We start from the raw sequence: 14856 nt of genomic DNA, 5'->3' as shown, positions 1-14856 counted from the left end.
CTCCCGATAAGGAGAGGGCCCCGCCTGGTGGCGGGGCCCCGATCTGACTTACGAACCGACCTTGCGCTTGTTCCACACGTCGAACCCGACCGCCGCCAGCAGCACCATGCCCTTGATGACCTGCTGCCAGTCGGTGCCGATGCCGACGAGGTTCATACCGTTGTTCAGCACGCCCAGGACCAGGCCACCGATGATCGCGCCGAGGACGGTGCCGACACCGCCGCTCATCGACGCACCGCCGATGAACGAGGCCGCGATCGCCTCCAGCTCGAAGTTGAGGCCGGCCTTGGGAGAGGCCGCGTTGAAGCGGGCGGCGAAGACCAGACCCGCCAGGGCCGCGAGCATGCCCATGTTCAGGAAGACAAGGAAGGTGACCTTCTTGTCCTTCACACCCGACAGCTTGGCCGCCGGGAGGTTGCCGCCGATGGCGTAGATGTGGCGGCCGATGATCGCGTTGCGCATGACGTAGCCGAAGCCGACGAGCAGCACGCCCAGGATGAGCAGCACGATCGGGGCGCCCTTGTAGCTGGCCAGCAGCATGGTGAGCGTCAGCACCGCGGCGCCGATCGCGACCAGCTTCAGCAGGAACAGCTTGGCGGGCGGGACGTCCAGGTTGAACTCCTGCTGCCGCTTGCGGTCACGGACCTCCTGGAAGATCACGAAGGCGATCATCGCGAAGCCCAGCAGCAGGGTCAGGTTGTGGTAGTTCGTGTTCGGGCCGACCTCGGGCAGGAACCCGTTGGCGACCTTCTGCAGACCGTCCGGGAACGGGCCGAGGGTCTGGCCCTCCAGGAAGATCTCCGTCAGACCGCGGAAGATCAGCATGCCCGCCAGGGTCACGATGAACGACGGTATGCCGCCGTACGCGATGAAGAACCCTTGCACGGCACCCGCGACCGCGCCCACGGCCAGGCACAGCACCACCGCGAGGGGCCAGGGCAGATCCTGTTTGACCATGAACACCGCGGCCATCGACCCGACGAACGCCGTCAGCGATCCGACCGACAGGTCGATGTGGCCGGCGATGATGACCAGCATCATGCCGATCGCGAGGATCAGGATGTAGCTGTTCTGCAGCACCAGGTTGGACACGTTGCGCGGCAGCAGCAGGTCGCCGTCGGTCCAGACGGCGAACAGGACCACGATCAGGCCCAGCGCGATGAGCATGCCGTACTGCCGCATGTTGCGGCGCATGCCCTCCATCACCAGCTGCAACAGGCCGTCGCCCGCGGCCCCTCCGCTCTTGCCCGGCGGCGCGGGGGCCGGGCTCTTGGCGGTCACGTCCGTGCTCATCGGGTTACCTCTTTGTCCTTCGTCATCTGACGCATCAGCGATTCCTGGGAGGCCTCGGCCCGCGAGAACTCACCCGTCAGCCGCCCCGCGGCCATCGTGTAGATGCGGTCGCACATGCCGAGCAGCTCGGGCAGCTCGGAGGAGATGAAGACGACCGCCTTGCCCTGGGCCGCCAACTGGTCGATGACCGTGTAGATCTCGTACTTGGCGCCGACGTCGATACCGCGCGTGGGCTCGTCCAGGATCAGCACGTCCGGACCCGAGAAGATCCACTTGCTGAGGACGACCTTCTGCTGGTTGCCGCCGGACAGCTTGCCCACCGGCTCGAACACCGTCGGCGCCTTGATGTTCATGGACTTGCGGAAGCCCTCGGCGACCTGCCGCTCCTCGTGCTCGTCGACCACACCGCGCTTGGCGACCTTGCCCAGGGCGCTCAGCGAGATGTTCCGGTTGATGGTGTCGATGAGGTTGAGGCCGTAGTGCTTGCGGTCCTCGGTGACGTAGGCGATGCCGTGCTTGACCGCCTCCGGGACGGTCTTCGTACGGATCTCCTTGCCGTCCTTGAGGACCGTGCCGCCCGCGTACCGGCCGTAGGTCCGCCCGAAGACGCTCATCGCGAGTTCGGTGCGGCCGGCGCCCATCAGGCCCGCGATACCGACGATCTCCCCGCGCCGCACGTGCAGCGACACGTCGTCGCACACCTTGCGCTGCTGGTCGATCGGGTGGTGCACGGTCCAGCCCCGGATCTCCAGGGCCGGCGCGGCGCCCTCCTCGGGCTCGTGCGGCGACCGCTCCGGGAAGCGGTGCTCCAGGTCGCGGCCGACCATGCCGCTGATGATCCGGTCCTCGGTGGTCTCCGCGGCCTTCACGTCGAGGGTCTCGATGGTCTGGCCGTCGCGGAGGATCGTCACCGAGTCGGCGACCTTGCGGATCTCGTTGAGCTTGTGGGAAATGATGATCGAGGTGATGCCCTGCTTCTTCAACTCCAGGATCAGGTCCAGGAGTTTGCCGCTGTCCTCGTCGTTCAGCGCGGCGGTCGGCTCATCGAGGATGAGCAGCTTCACCTTCTTCGACAGGGCCTTGGCGATCTCCACGAGCTGCTGCTTGCCCACGCCGATGTCGGCGACGCGGGTGTCGGGGTGGTCGGCCAGACCGACCCGGCGCAGCAGTTCGCTCGCGTGCCGCAGCGTCTCGGTCCAGCTGATGATCCCCCGGGTGGCGTGCTCGTTGCCGAGGAAGATGTTCTCCGCGAGGGAGAGGTAGGGCACCAGGGCCAGTTCCTGGTGGATGATCACGATGCCGCGTTCTTCGCTGGCCCGGATGTCCTTGAACTGGCAGACCTCTCCCTCGAAGAGGATGTCGCCCTCGTACGTGCCGTGCGGGTGGACGCCGGAGAGGACCTTCATCAAGGTCGACTTGCCGGCGCCGTTCTCCCCGCAGATGGCGTGGACCTCGCCCTGGCGGACGGTCAGTGTGACGTCCGACAGCGCCTTGACGCCGGGAAAGGTCTTGACGATCGAGCGCATTTCCAGGACGGGTCCCGCCATGGTCGTGCCTTCCAATCAGTGGTGGAGCGTCGGTCGGTGGCGGGGACTACTTGAGGTCGCTCTCCTTGATGTAGCCGGAGTCGACGACCTCCTTCTGGTAGTTCGACTTGTCGACCGCGACCGGCTCCAGCAGGTAGGCGGGGACGACCTTCGAGCCGTTGTCGTAGGTCTTGGTGTCGTTGACCTCGGGCTTCTTCTTGTTGAGCAGCGCGTCGACCATGTTCGAGGACACCTTGGCGAGCTGACGGGTGTCCTTGTAGACGGTCATCGACTGCTGGCCGGCGATGATCGACTTCACCGAGGCGACCTCGGCGTCCTGACCCGTCACGACCGGCAGCGGCTTGCTCTTGGAGCCGTAGTCGTCGGACTTCAGGGCCGAGAGGATGCCGATGGAGATGCCGTCGTAGGGGGAGAGGACGGCGTCGACCCGCTCGCTCTTGTAGGCCGAGGTCAGGATGTCGTCCATGCGCTTCTGGGCGGTGCCGCCGTCCCAGCGCAGGGTCGTGACCTGGTTGAGCTTGGTCTGGCCGGAGCGGACGACGAGCTGCTTCTTGTCGATGTACGGCTGCAGGACGTTCATCGCGCCCTGGAAGAAGTAGCGGGTGTTGTTGTCGTCGTTGGAGCCGGCGAACAGCTCGATGTTGAAGGGGCCCTTCTTGGAGCCGTCCTTCAGGCCGAGCTTCTCGACGATGTAGGTGCCCTGGAGCTCGCCGACCTTCTCGTTGTCGAAGGAGGCGTAGTAGTCGACGTTCTGCGTGCCGAGGATCAGGCGGTCGTAGGAGATGACCGGGATGCCCGCGTCCTTGGCCTGCTGGAGCACGTTGTTCATCGACTTGTTGTCGATCGCGGCGATGATCAGCGCCTTGACGCCCTGCGTGATCAGGTTCTCGACCTGCGAGACCTGCTGGTCGGGGTCGTCCTCGCCGTAGACCAGCTTGGTCTTGTAGCCCTTGGACTCGAGGTCGGTGACGACGTTCTTGCCGTCGGCGATCCAGCGCTCGGAGGACTTGGTCGGCATCGCGATGCCGATGGTGGCGCCCTTGGTGTCGCCCTCGCTCTCCTTGCTGCCGCCCTCGCCGCTCTGGCCGCAGGCGGACAGGGTCAGGGCGAGGGACGCGGCTCCGGCTATGGCGGTGAGAGCGGCTCTGCGGTTACGCATGATCATCATCCTTGATCTGTGGCAGGGCTCGGTCTCAGGCGCGAAGTCGATCCGGGTGGTCGTGCCGGAAAGACCGAGAAGAGATGTGGTGGATTGTGGTCGGCTGTGTCTTCTTTTGTGAAGCCGAGTATCCGGAACGTTATGACGAGATTTCGAACCGTTGCAGATCACCCGGCAGCCGGGACCCGAGCGGCGCCATGTCGCCGTCCGCTCCGTGGCGGGCCAGGAGGTCCAGGGCGAGCCGGCCACGCCGCACCCGCTCCTTCGCGGTGGCCAGGGTCAGCTCCCGCATGTGGTGCCCGTAGGGGTAGATCCCGGGGGACTTGGACAGGCCGAACTTCAGGTACAACGGGGCCCCGCGTCTGATGAGTTCGGCCACCTCGTACATGCGGACGTAGCCGCCGAGGTCGTCGGGGGCCTCGATGTACATGTCCATCGGAGCGCCCGACACCCGGCGGATCTCGGTCAGGTGATCGAGCGTCAGGTCGCTGGGCACGTTGACCGAGTCGGCGCCGAGGCGTTCGTATACCGCGTACGCGGCCGGGTTGACCGGTCCGATGAGCGCGGAGACCTTGAGTGTCGTGTCGGCCGGGATGATGCCGGCCGCCCGCGCCCGGTGCAGCGTCCACAGCACGCCCTCGTCGGCGACGAGCAGGCACTTGACGCCCAACTCGGTCGCCCGGACGGCGTCTTCGACGCAACCGGCGACGGCGTCGTGGCCGCGGGCGCGCAGCCCGGCCCCCCGTGAGTCGGTGCGCGTGGACCCGCCGATGTCCCAGGTGCCGCGCGGGCCGGTGAACAGGCAGAGTTCGATGTCGCGTTCACCGGTCGACTCGACCATCTCGGTGATCTCGGAGTCGGTCAGCATCCACACGCCGCTGCCCTGGCTGATCCGGTGGATCGGCACGTCCAGCCGCGAGGCCTCCTTCAGAACCACCGCGAGCGCCTCGGGACCCTCGCAGGAGGGGATCTCGGTGCGCCAGCGGCCACCGCCGGGGAAGGAGTGCGCGGAGGCGTCGGCGGGGTCGGGGGCGGGCGCGCTCAGACCCAGCGCGGAGAGCGCCGGCTCACCGGGCCTGCGGGCTGCGGTGGCGGAAGCGTCGGTCACAGGACTGTCCTTCGGTTCGATATTTCGGACGAGGTTCGCGGCTCTGGGTGGGGCACGGCTGGGCTCGGGGGCCCGGCTGGACGGTGGGCACAGCCGGGCAGGGGGCGCAGCTGGGTGTACGCCGGTACGGGAGCCGTCAGGTTGCCCCCGTACCGGCGTACGTCTAGGGGCGGAGCAGGACCTTGCCCACCTTCGGATCACCGGCCCCGACCAGCTCGATGGCCTGCGAGAACTCGGTGAGCGGCAGCTCGTGCGTCACCAGCGGCAGCGGATCGAGCAGACCGGCGGCGAACACCCGCACCGTGTGCGCCCAGGCGTCCGGCGGCGCACCGAAGACGGTGTGCACCTCCAGCTGCTTCACGACGAGGTCGGTCGGGTCGAGGCCCTCGGCGCCCGGCGCCGGGATGCCGGTCAGGACCAGCCGCCCGCCGCGCCTGAGCAGAGCGGCGGAGATCCGGGCGGCGTCCGCGGACCCGGCCGTCTCGATCACCACGTCGATGTCGTCCGGGAGTTGCTGGTCCTTCGTCCGGAAGTCCGTCGCACCGTACTGACGCGAGAGCGCCTCACGGTCCCGGCGGGTGCCGATCACCAGCAGCTCGGCCGGTGAGTTGGCCTTCAGGAACTGCACGGCGAACATGCCGAGGGTTCCGGTGCCGACCACGGCGACGCGCTCACCGGGCTGCGCGTTGCCCTTCAGCGCGGCGGCCGCGATACAGGCGGCGGGTTCCAGGAGGGCCGCGGCCGTCAGGTCGCAGTCGTCCGGGAGGGCGTGCAGGAGACGGGCCGGGAGGGTCAGCGTGGCCGCCATGGCGCCCGGCTGCGTGAACCCGGTCTCCTCGTAGCCGGCCGTGCACAGGGTCGTGTCGCCCGCGTGGCAGCGGTCGCAGACCTGACAGTTTCGAAAGCCCTCACCGACCACCTTGCGGCCCACGAGGGACTCCGGGACACCGGCGCCCACGGCCTGAACCGTCCCGGACCACTCGTGGCCCGGGGTCAGCGGGTAACGCACGTAGCCCTCGGGGCGGTTGCCCTGGTAGACCTCGCGGTCGCTGCCGCAGATCCCGGAGGCGTGCACCCGGACCAGCGCCTCGCCGGCCTCGGGCCGCCGGGGCTCGTGCGGCACCAGACGGTGCTCGCCCGGGGCGTCGACGACGACGGCGGTGCTCACTGCGAGCCCTTCGGCTTGCGCTGTTCCCAGCCCTCCGCCCAGAGGTCGAAACGGGCCTGCTGCTGCGGGAACTCGGCGGCGGCGTCGACGTCCAGCTCCACACCGAGGCCGGGGGCGTCGGAGAGGTGGAAGCAGCCGTCCTCCGGGTTCACCTGCGGGGCGCCCTTGACCACCTTCTTGATCTCCGCGTCGGCGAAGTCGTTGAAGTGCTCCAGGATCTTGAAGTTCGGGGAGGTGAAGCCGACCTGGAGGGACGCGGCGGTCAGCACCGAGCCGCCCACGTTGTGCGGGGCGACCAGCATGTAATGCGTCTCGGCGGTCGCCGCGAGCTTCCGGGTCTCCCAGATTCCGCCGATGTGGCCGACGTCCGGCTGGATGATGTCGACGGCCTGGCTCTCGAACAGCTCGCGGAACTCGATCCGGTCGTGGATGCGCTCACCGGTGGCGACCGGCATGTCGACCTTGGCGGCGACCTTCTCCAGCGCCTTGAGGTTCTCCGGCGGGACCGGCTCCTCCAGCCACGCCGGCTTGAACGGCGCCAGTTCCTTGGCCAGGCGCACGGCCGTGGCGGGGGAGAAGCGGCCGTGCATCTCCAGCATCAGCTCGGCCTCGGGGCCGATGGCGTCGCGGACGGCCTCGATCAGGGAGACCGCGTACAGGGTCTCCTGGTGGTCCAGCTCGAAGTGGCCGGTGCCGAAGGGGTCGATCTTCAGCGCCCGGTAGCCGCGCTCCATCACGCCCTGGGCGGCCTTGTGGTAGGCCTCCGGGGTGCGCTCGGTGGTGTACCAGCCGTTGGCGTACGCCTTGACCTTGTCGGTGACCTTGCCGCCCAGCAGCTGCCAGACGGGGACTCCGAGGGCCTTGCCCTTGATGTCCCAGCAGGCCATCTCGATCACGGCGATGCCGGACATGACGATCTCGCCCGCACGGCCGTAGTCGCCGTACTTCATGCGCTTGACGAGGTCCTCGACGGCGAAGGGGTCGGAGCCGAGGATGTGGTTGGCCTCGGCCTCCCTCAGGTAGCCGAGAAGGGCGTCGGTGTGTCCCAGCATCCGGGTCTCGCCGACTCCGGTGATCCCCTCGTCGGTGTGCACCTGGACGTACGTCAGGTTGCGCCACGGCGTCCCGACCACGTGTGTGCTGATTCCGGTGATGCGCACGGCGGTTTTCCCTCGCAGCTTCGTCGGCTCGTTCTGTCAGTTTGTTCCGTCAGCGTCCCGTTCGCGTTCCGGCGCCTCGGCCTGTTCGAGATTTCGGCACACGTTCGAAATGCTGGCGTGACAGTAAGGATCGGGCGGTGGGGGTGTCAATGGGTCGCGCGCATAACGGTTTCGACAGTTTCGAAACCAGGTGGCGGCCGTGTCCGTACAGAACCTTCACAGGCGGCTCTAGGAACGTGACCGGCGCGGAACTTAATCTTCCCGCGTCATGGACTACTGCGACCCGTGCCGACGGCACCTCAACGGCGCCCTCGCCTGCCCGGGGTGCGGCACCTCGGCCGAAACACTGCGTCGGCGCGACCCGGTGTACGGCGGATACGATGCCACCGCGTCAGGACACGTCGGCGGCATGCCGGAGGGGGCGGCGGGATCGCACGAGTCGCACACCCCCTACGACGGACACGACGACGCGTACGGCGACGACGCCAGTGACGCGTACGGCGATGACGACGACGGCACGTACGGCGACGACGCCAGTGACGCGTACGGCGATGACGACGACGGCACGTACGGCGACGACGGCGAGCGCGCGGGGCGCGCGGCCCGACGGCGCGGACGCGGGCGCGGCCCGGCCCCCGACGGCCCGGGAGGGTCGAGCCGGCGGGACCGCAAGGCCGCGGCACATCGCCGCCGGCGCCGCCGCACCCTGTTCGTGGCCGCCGGGTTCGTACTGGCGGCCGGCGGCCTGAGCCTCGCGGAACTCGGCATGGACGCCCCCGGCTCGAAACCGAGACCGGCCGCGGCCGGGGGCGAGTCGGCGGACGGGGACGCCTCGCCCGAGGCGGGGGAACCGGGCAGCGGTTCGGGCGGCGGGAGGGCTGGGACCGACAACCCCTCAGGCTCCGCTTCACCGACGGCATCTGACACGCCGTCCGCTTCCGCGTCCCCGAAGGACGAGAGCTCGGAGTCCCCGGAGAGCGGCGAACCGTCGAAGGACCCCGAGTCGGCGGCGGGAGGCGCCTCCAGCGGCCCGGCGCCCGCCCCCACGGCCGCCCCGCCGACCTCCGGCCCGGGCCCCGGCCCGACCGCGGATCCGACCACTCAGCCCCCGGAGCCGGAGCCGTCCGCCTCCGAGCCGTGCAAACGGTTCCTCTGGTGGTGCACGTAGCGGCCGCTCGGTCGGTTTCGCCCCGGGGCCACGACAATGAGGCGCCGATGGCGAGTGCGGACGGGGTGTCGCGCCCCGTCGCGGAGCACCGACTCTCCTGACGGCGCCGGCCGCGTACCGTCGCGTCGCGAACAGGCCGCCGCCGTACCCGGTCCCGGGCTGCGAGGCCTTTTGACGGCCGGGTCCGGCCTCAGCCCAGCATGCGCCGCAGCGTGTCCCGCAGCGCCACCCGCTCCTCCTCGGAGAGTCCGGCCAGGGGCTCCCGGGCGAACCGCAGTGACTCCCGCAGGCTCCGGGCCACCTGTCGCCCCTCCGTCGTCGCCGCCGCGACCTTCACCCGGCGGTCGGAGGGGTTCGGCTGCCGCTCGACCAGGCCCCGCGCCTCCAGCCGGTCCACGATCCCGGTGACGTTCGACGGCTCGCACTTCAGCTGCTGCGCCAGCCTCCGCATCGGCAGCGGCTCGAGGCACAACAGGCTGAGCAGCCGCGCCTGCGCGCCGGTGAGGGCGTGCTCCGCCGCCGCCGACTCGTAGTCCTCGTGGAACCGCGCCACGACCTCCCCGATCAGCTCGACGACGTCGAGAGTCAGCTGATCCGGGCGGGTGCCCGTCATTTCGGGCGTCGGTGTGGTAGAAGCCATGCCTTCGAGGGTACCCGGTTATTTGACAACCTGAAATATTCAGGAGCATGGTTGTTTCAGGTACTGAAACATCGAGCCAGTGAGGTAAGGCGCACCATGACCGACACCCCCACCCTCCCCGCCGTCAGCCGCGAGTGGCACCTGGCGAGCCGTCCCGTCGGCTGGCCGAAGCCCGAGGACTTCGCCTTCGTCGAGGTGGACGTACCGCAGCCCGGTGAGGGTCAGGTCCTCGTCCGGAACAAGTACCTCTCCGTGGACCCGTACATGCGCGGCCGGATGAGCGACGCGAAGTCCTACGTCGCCCCGTTCGAGATCGGCAAGGTCATGCAGGGCGGTGCCGTCGGCGAGGTCGTGGCGTCGAACGCCGAGGGACTGTCCGTCGGGGATCACGTGCTGCACTTCTTCGGGTGGCGTGAGTACGCGGTCGTCGGCGCGAAGAGCGCCGTCAAGGTGGACCCGGACGCCGCGCCGCTGTCGACGTACCTCGGGGTGCTGGGCATGACGGGCCTCACCGCCTACGCGGGCCTGCTGCGCACCGCCGCCTTCAAGGAGGGCGACACCGTCTTCGTGTCCGGTGCCGCCGGCGCCGTGGGCGGCCAGGTCGGCCAGATCGCCAAGCTGAAGGGCGCCTCCCGCGTCATCGGCTCCGCCGGTTCGGACGAGAAGGTGAAGCTCCTCACGGAGGAGTACGGCTTCGACGCCGCCTTCAACTACAAGGACGGGCCGGTCGCCGAGCAGCTGCGCGCCGCCGCCCCCGACGGGATCGACGTCTACTTCGACAACGTCGGCGGTGACCACCTGGAGGCGGCCATCGGCTCCCTCAACGAGGGCGGCCGGATCGCCGTCTGCGGCATGATCTCCGTCTACAACAACACCGAGCCCGCCCCGGGCCCGAAGAACCTCGCCCGCCTGATCGCCACCCGCGGCCGTATCCAGGGCTTCCTGGTCGGGGACCACTACGACCTGCAGCCGCAGTTCGTGCAGGAGGTCGCCCCCTGGGTCGCCTCCGGCGAGCTGAAGTACCGGGAGACCGTCGTCGAGGGCATCGAGAACAACCTGGAGGCGTTCCTCGGTGTGCTGCGCGGCGACAACACCGGGAAGATGATCGTCAAGCTCTGACGCCTTCCTTCGGGATTCCGGCATGCGGTAACTTGTTTCCGAATCCGTCCCGGCCCGGGCGCGAGCCGCGGCGGACCACCTAAGGAACCCAACCGCATGCCGATCCAGCAGTCCGACGTCCTGTACACCGCCGTCGCCACCGCCGAGAACGGTCGCGACGGCCGGGTCGCCACCGACGACGGCAAGCTCGACGTCGTCGTCAACCCGCCCGAGGAGATGGGCGGGAGCGGCGCCGGCACCAACCCGGAGCAGCTCTTCGCCGCCGGGTACAGCGCCTGCTTCCAGGGCGCTCTCGGTGTCGTCGCCCGTCAGGAGAAGGCCGACCTCTCCGGTTCGACTGTCACCGCCAAGGTCGGCCTCGGCAAGAACGGGGACGGCTTCGGGATCATCGTCGAGATCTCGGCCGACATCCCGAAGGTCGACCGGGGCACCGCCCGGTCCCTGATCGAGAAGGCCCACGAGGTCTGCCCGTACTCGAAGGCGACCCGCGGCAACATCACCGTGACGCTGGTCTGACCCCGCTCGTTGCGTACGCGGAGGCCGCACCCTTGGACGTGGGGTGCGGCCTCCGCCCGTGCCCGGGCCCCAGCGGTCCTTCACCACACCACCCGATCGGGCGCTCGTGGTGAAAGAAGCCCTCAGAGGGCGAGCGCCGCCGTGTGGACCGCCCGTGCCAGCCGGCCGTTCTCCGGGGCCGCCCCACCGGGGAAGGCGTACCGGCGGCGCGTGTAACCGTAGGAGAGGCCGCTCCACGGGTCCGCGAAGGCCTGGGAGCCGCCCGCGCCGCCGTGCCCGATCGTCCCGGCACCGAGGAACGGGTACCACGTGTCAGCCGTCATCTGGAAGCCGAGCCCGAAGGACCTGTGGGCCCGGGCCACCAGGTCGTAGCCGACCGAGTGGACCTGCCCGAACTCCGCCACCGTGTCCGGCTTCAGCAGCGCCGGCTGTTCGCCCACCCCGCTGATCGCCGCCGCGTACATCCCCGCCAGGCCCCGCGCGGACGCCACCCCGCCCACCGACGCCGGGCCCTTGGCGCGGATCAGCGGCATGTTCGGAAGGGAGACGAGGTCGGTCGGCTCGGCCGCGTTGCCGTTGAACGCGATCGAGGCCAGCGTGTGCGGGCCCGTGGGCGTCGCGTCGAGCACGGCCTGCTGCTCGGGGGTCGGGGCCATCGGCTGGGTGCCCCGGAAGCGCGGTTCCTCGGGCGCGGGCAGGCCCAGGTGGAAGTCCAGCCCGTACGGGGTCCTGATCCGCTCCTGGTAGACCTCTTGGAGGGTGCGGCCGGTCGCACGGCGCACCACCTCCCCGGCCAGGGCACCGGCGACCAGCCCGTGATAACCGAACGCCGTGCCGGGGCGCCAGAACGGCCGCTGGTCGGCGAGACGTTCGGCGAGCTGGCGGTCGTCCGCCAGCTCCGCGAGCGTGAAGCCGGTGTCGGTACCGACCACGCCCGCCCGGTGCGCCAGCAGGTCCCGCACCGTCAGGGCGCCCTTGCCCTCGGCCGCGAACTCCGGCCAGTAGTACGTCACCTTGCGGTCCAGTTCGAGCGTGCCGTCCTGGACGAGCAGGGCCACGACCAGGTAGGCGGCGCCCTTGGTGGACGAGAACACACCGTAGAGGGCGTCGGCGTCGGTCCCCGCCCACAGGTCGACGACCTTCCGGCCGCGGACGTAGGCGCACAGCTGCCCCTCGTAGTCGGCCCGCTCCCCGGCGACGAACGCGGTGAACTCCTCGCGCACCGCCTCGAAGTCGTCCGCCACGCTGCCGTGGATCTCCTGCGTCATCCGCTCTCCTTGACTGAAGCGCTGTGTGCCACTGTGAACAATGCCTTTGCCACCTGCGGGAATTCTCCCTTGGGGTGGCCCCGGAAGAGTGGTTCGGTGCCGAACAGGACCGTGTGGTCCCCGCTCACGACCGAGGCCTGCCCGGCGGCAGCGGCGGGACCGCCGGAGCCGTCCCGCAGCGGCCGCCAGTGCCCGGCAACCAGCGGGTTCCCGGTCGCGTACGACTGCTCCACGCGGACACCGGGGCCCGGGTCGGTGAACCAGAGCGGGGCGTAGACGAAGCCGCGGGCCAGTGCGTCACGCGTGATGCCGTCGGCATTGCGCACCCGCACCACGCCGTTCGCGTCCGCGTTGCCCTCCACCGGCTTGACCGCCAGCCGCCCCGCCGCCGCGTTCAGGGCCGCTCCCGCAGCACCCCGGCCGACCAGGCCGTGCCCGTCCAGGAAGGTGTCCAGGGCCTGCCGGGCGGGTTCGGTGAGGTCCGCGCGGTCCAGGCCGGCGGACACGAACAGCACGTCCGCGCCCGACCAGTCGAAGCCCGCGTTCAGCACGGCCGTCGAGACCGGCGTGACGTCGAAGCCCATCTCCCGCAGGGCGAACAGCTCACCCGGCGTGACGGCGGCGGCGACGCGGAGGCGGTGGAGCGGTGCCGTGCCGTCCCACGACTGCCGTGTGGCTATGAAGGAGACGTCGTGGACACGGGCGGCCGTGCGGGCCTCGCGGCGGGCCGACGCCGGGACGATCGCGCTGCCGTCCGCCGCCCGCCGGACCGCAACGCCCTGCCGGAGCAGGGAGTTGAGGGCGGCGATCTCGCGCGGATCGGTCAGGCGCAGTCGCAGGTCGCCGTGCGCGGGCACGTGCGCGACCGGTGCGGCCCCGACGACCGGGCGCAGGGGCGCGCCCCGCAGACTGCCCGCCGGCACCCGCTCGACCGTGGCGCCCCACAGGCTGCCCAGGCTCCAGCCGGAGATGTCGTACATCACCGAGACCTTGCCGCTGATGTCCCGGCCGTCGGCCAGCAGCGCGTTCGCCATGCCGCGCTTGGGCTGGTGCAGGTCGACGACGTACGAGCCCCGTGGGTACGTCCGGCCGGCGATCCGGAAGGCGCGGGTGGCGCGGGTGACGCGGACGTCGTTGGCGATGAGGTGGTCGACCAGACGGGCGGCGGCGGGCCCCGAGCGCTGGGTGCGGGCGTCGCCGGGCGGGATGACGTAGGCGCGCGGGAACCTCGTCGTGTAGACGTCCTCCGGGCCGATGCCGGGGACGCCGGGAACCGTCTCCGCCGACACCGGAACCTGCGCGGCGCCCGCCGCGCCGCGCCGGAACACCTCGATCTGGTCGGTGATCAGGGTGCCGCGGTGCTCGCGCACGTGGTCCAGGGTCGCGCGGATCGCCGCGCCCGCCACGGCCGTGTTGATCGCCGAGCGGCGGCGCAGCTCGGGGACGGGCAGCTCGTCGTACTCCTCGTTGTTCACCGCCAGCGGGATCTCCACCGTGTGGGCGGCCACCGTGCCGTGGAAGGCCGCGTACTGCGGGGTGAAGATCGGCGGCCAGTCGTCCCAGCCCTCCTCCTGGTCGCGGAACGGGATCTGGGCCGCCTCCACGCCGTCCTTCGCGGGCGTGTAGCCGAGGGCGTTGACCGCGGACTCCATGCCGAGGGCGTTGGCGTAGCTGTTCTTCAGGAAGAGGTCGTACTCGTAGTTCTCGCCGTGCGGGGGAGTGGTGGGCTCGATGAGGGTGCCGTTGACGTAGCCGTGCAGGTCGAGCAGGACGGCCGGCTGTGTGCCGAGCTCGATCTGCCGCATCGCCCGGGTCTCGGGCTGGGAGGCGGTGACGAAGTCGCGGTTGAGGTCGAAGCCGTTCGCGTTGGCGCGGGTACCGGCGATACGGCCGTCCGGATTCGCCGTGATGTTGAAGTACAGGCGGCTGTGCGTGAGGAGGTCCCTGGTCCTGGCGTCCTTCGCGGTGGCGAGCTGCTCGATGACCTTCAGGGAGGCGTCCGTGCCCTCCCACTCGTTGCCGTGGATGTTGCCGTTGACGAAGACCGGTGCCTTGTAATCCCGTGTGATCTCACGGGACTTGGCCGCTGTGGCGGGCGCGTTCTCGATCAGCTCGCGCATGCGCTCCTGGGCGCGGGTCTGCCGGGTGGTCTCCGGGGCGGTGACGGTGACGAGGTAGAGGCGGTGGCCGCCGGCCGAGCGGCCCGTCACCTCCACGCTCACCCGGTCGCCGAGGCGCTGCAGGGCGTTCAGCTTCGGCGCGATCGCGTGGTACGGCGTGAGGCCCAGCTTCAGGGACTTGTCGCCGGGGTTCTCCGGGTCGGGGGAGAGGACCAGGCGGCGGGGGTAGGAGCGGGTGGGGGCGGCGGTGGGGGCGTCCGCGGTCAACGCGCGTCGCGCGGCGCTCGCGGGAGCCTGTGCCGCCAGGTCGTCCACGGCGGAGCCCTCACGGGTGACGGGTAACGGGTCGGCGCCCGCCGGGCCGGGGGAGAGCAGGAGCGAACCCGCCGCGGCGAGGGCCAGGGCGGCGATCAGTACAGGTCTCGCAGGAACGCTTCTCTCGGTGCGCACGCGTACCTCCTCCTGGGGCTTCCTGAGATCGGTACGGCGAGGTGTACCGGTTCGACTCAACGGCAACAAGAGCGCGTTGGTGTCACCCGTGACCCGGATGGCTCTCACCGGCGCGTCCGGCCTGACCTGGGCGACCCGTG

The 14856-nt window shown here is 70.1% G+C and carries 12 protein-coding genes; 3 read left to right on the top strand and 9 right to left on the bottom strand.

The annotated features are described in order from the left end of the window. Nucleotides 1-48 precede the first annotated feature (48 nt). The 6 genes from mmsB to ACFY5B_RS12555 all read right to left on the bottom strand — a co-directional run bounded on the left by mmsB (nt 49) and on the right by ACFY5B_RS12555 (nt 7435). Nucleotides 49-1293 (bottom strand): multiple monosaccharide ABC transporter permease, encoded by a 1245-nt coding sequence (gene mmsB, locus ACFY5B_RS12580; RefSeq protein ID WP_107454755.1) that lies wholly within the window; start codon nt 1291-1293, stop codon nt 49-51. Beyond that, nucleotides 1290-2840 (bottom strand): multiple monosaccharide ABC transporter ATP-binding protein, encoded by a 1551-nt coding sequence (gene mmsA / locus ACFY5B_RS12575; RefSeq protein WP_389968187.1) that lies wholly within the window; start codon nt 2838-2840, stop codon nt 1290-1292. Before mmsA ends, mmsB begins: the two co-directional genes overlap by 4 nt. A 46-nt stretch (nt 2841-2886) precedes the next feature. After that, nucleotides 2887-3999, bottom strand: coding sequence for a multiple monosaccharide ABC transporter substrate-binding protein (gene chvE / locus ACFY5B_RS12570; protein WP_389968185.1), 1113 nt, complete (start codon nt 3997-3999; stop codon nt 2887-2889). Between the two features lie 139 nt (nt 4000-4138). Beyond that, complete coding sequence (locus ACFY5B_RS12565) at nt 4139-5107, bottom strand: hypothetical protein (protein WP_389968183.1); 969 nt, start codon at nt 5105-5107, stop codon at nt 4139-4141. A gap of 163 nt (nt 5108-5270) precedes the next feature. After that, complete coding sequence (locus ACFY5B_RS12560; RefSeq protein WP_389968182.1) at nt 5271-6275, bottom strand: zinc-binding dehydrogenase; 1005 nt, start codon at nt 6273-6275, stop codon at nt 5271-5273. Continuing rightward, the gene (locus tag ACFY5B_RS12555; protein ID WP_389968180.1) at nt 6272-7435 is read right to left on the bottom strand and encodes a mandelate racemase/muconate lactonizing enzyme family protein; all 1164 of its coding nucleotides are present in this window, start codon (nt 7433-7435) and stop codon (nt 6272-6274) included. The genes ACFY5B_RS12560 and ACFY5B_RS12555 overlap by 4 nt, the downstream gene beginning before the upstream one ends. A gap of 268 nt (nt 7436-7703) precedes the next feature. Between ACFY5B_RS12555 and ACFY5B_RS12550 the strand changes: the two genes are divergently transcribed. Beyond that, entirely contained in the window at nt 7704-8603 is a 900-nt protein-coding gene (locus ACFY5B_RS12550) for a hypothetical protein (RefSeq protein ID WP_389968178.1), read from the top strand. Nucleotides 8604-8793: 190 nt separating this feature from the next. Here the strand turns inward: ACFY5B_RS12550 and ACFY5B_RS12545 are convergent, their stop codons facing one another. After that, a complete protein-coding gene (locus tag ACFY5B_RS12545; protein ID WP_389968176.1) occupies nt 8794-9243 on the bottom strand; it encodes a MarR family winged helix-turn-helix transcriptional regulator in 450 nt (149 codons plus the stop codon). Nucleotides 9244-9339: 96 nt separating this feature from the next. On the opposite strand from ACFY5B_RS12545, the gene ACFY5B_RS12540 reads away from it, so the two are divergent. Beyond that, nucleotides 9340-10362, top strand: coding sequence for an NADP-dependent oxidoreductase (locus ACFY5B_RS12540; RefSeq protein WP_344453054.1), 1023 nt, complete (start codon nt 9340-9342; stop codon nt 10360-10362). Nucleotides 10363-10458: 96 nt separating this feature from the next. After that, the gene (locus ACFY5B_RS12535) at nt 10459-10878 is read left to right on the top strand and encodes an organic hydroperoxide resistance protein (RefSeq protein ID WP_389968173.1); all 420 of its coding nucleotides are present in this window, start codon (nt 10459-10461) and stop codon (nt 10876-10878) included. Nucleotides 10879-11000: 122 nt separating this feature from the next. Here ACFY5B_RS12535 and ACFY5B_RS12530 read toward each other — a convergent pair whose 3' ends face one another. Then, nucleotides 11001-12146, bottom strand: a complete 1146-nt coding sequence (locus ACFY5B_RS12530; protein ID WP_389968172.1) for a serine hydrolase domain-containing protein — start codon at nt 12144-12146, stop codon at nt 11001-11003. Then, nucleotides 12143-14716, bottom strand: coding sequence for a M14 family zinc carboxypeptidase (locus tag ACFY5B_RS12525; protein ID WP_389968170.1), 2574 nt, complete (start codon nt 14714-14716; stop codon nt 12143-12145). Before ACFY5B_RS12525 ends, ACFY5B_RS12530 begins: the two co-directional genes overlap by 4 nt. Nucleotides 14717-14856 lie beyond the last annotated feature (140 nt).

Source organism: Streptomyces sp. NPDC013187 (assembly GCF_042899705.1).
In the GTDB taxonomy this organism is placed as follows: domain Bacteria; phylum Actinomycetota; class Actinomycetes; order Streptomycetales; family Streptomycetaceae; genus Streptomyces; species Streptomyces hawaiiensis_A.
This window is presented reverse-complemented; position numbering and strand designations above follow the sequence as displayed.

Bases quoted from the DNA above. Each gene is read 5' to 3' on its own strand.
- mmsB (WP_107454755.1), bottom strand. From the start codon at position 1,293: ATGAGCACGGACGTGACCGCCAAGAGCCCGGCCCCCGCGCCGCCGGGC.
- mmsA (WP_389968187.1), bottom strand. From the start codon at position 2,840: ATGGCGGGACCCGTCCTGGAAATGCGCTCGATCGTCAAGACCTTTCCC.
- chvE (WP_389968185.1), bottom strand. From the start codon at position 3,999: ATGCGTAACCGCAGAGCCGCTCTCACCGCCATAGCCGGAGCCGCGTCC.
- ACFY5B_RS12550 (WP_389968178.1), top strand. From the start codon at position 7,704: ATGGACTACTGCGACCCGTGCCGACGGCACCTCAACGGCGCCCTCGCC.
- ACFY5B_RS12545 (WP_389968176.1), bottom strand. From the start codon at position 9,243: ATGGCTTCTACCACACCGACGCCCGAAATGACGGGCACCCGCCCGGAT.
- ACFY5B_RS12540 (WP_344453054.1), top strand. From the start codon at position 9,340: ATGACCGACACCCCCACCCTCCCCGCCGTCAGCCGCGAGTGGCACCTG.
- ACFY5B_RS12535 (WP_389968173.1), top strand. From the start codon at position 10,459: ATGCCGATCCAGCAGTCCGACGTCCTGTACACCGCCGTCGCCACCGCC.
- ACFY5B_RS12530 (WP_389968172.1), bottom strand. From the start codon at position 12,146: ATGACGCAGGAGATCCACGGCAGCGTGGCGGACGACTTCGAGGCGGTG.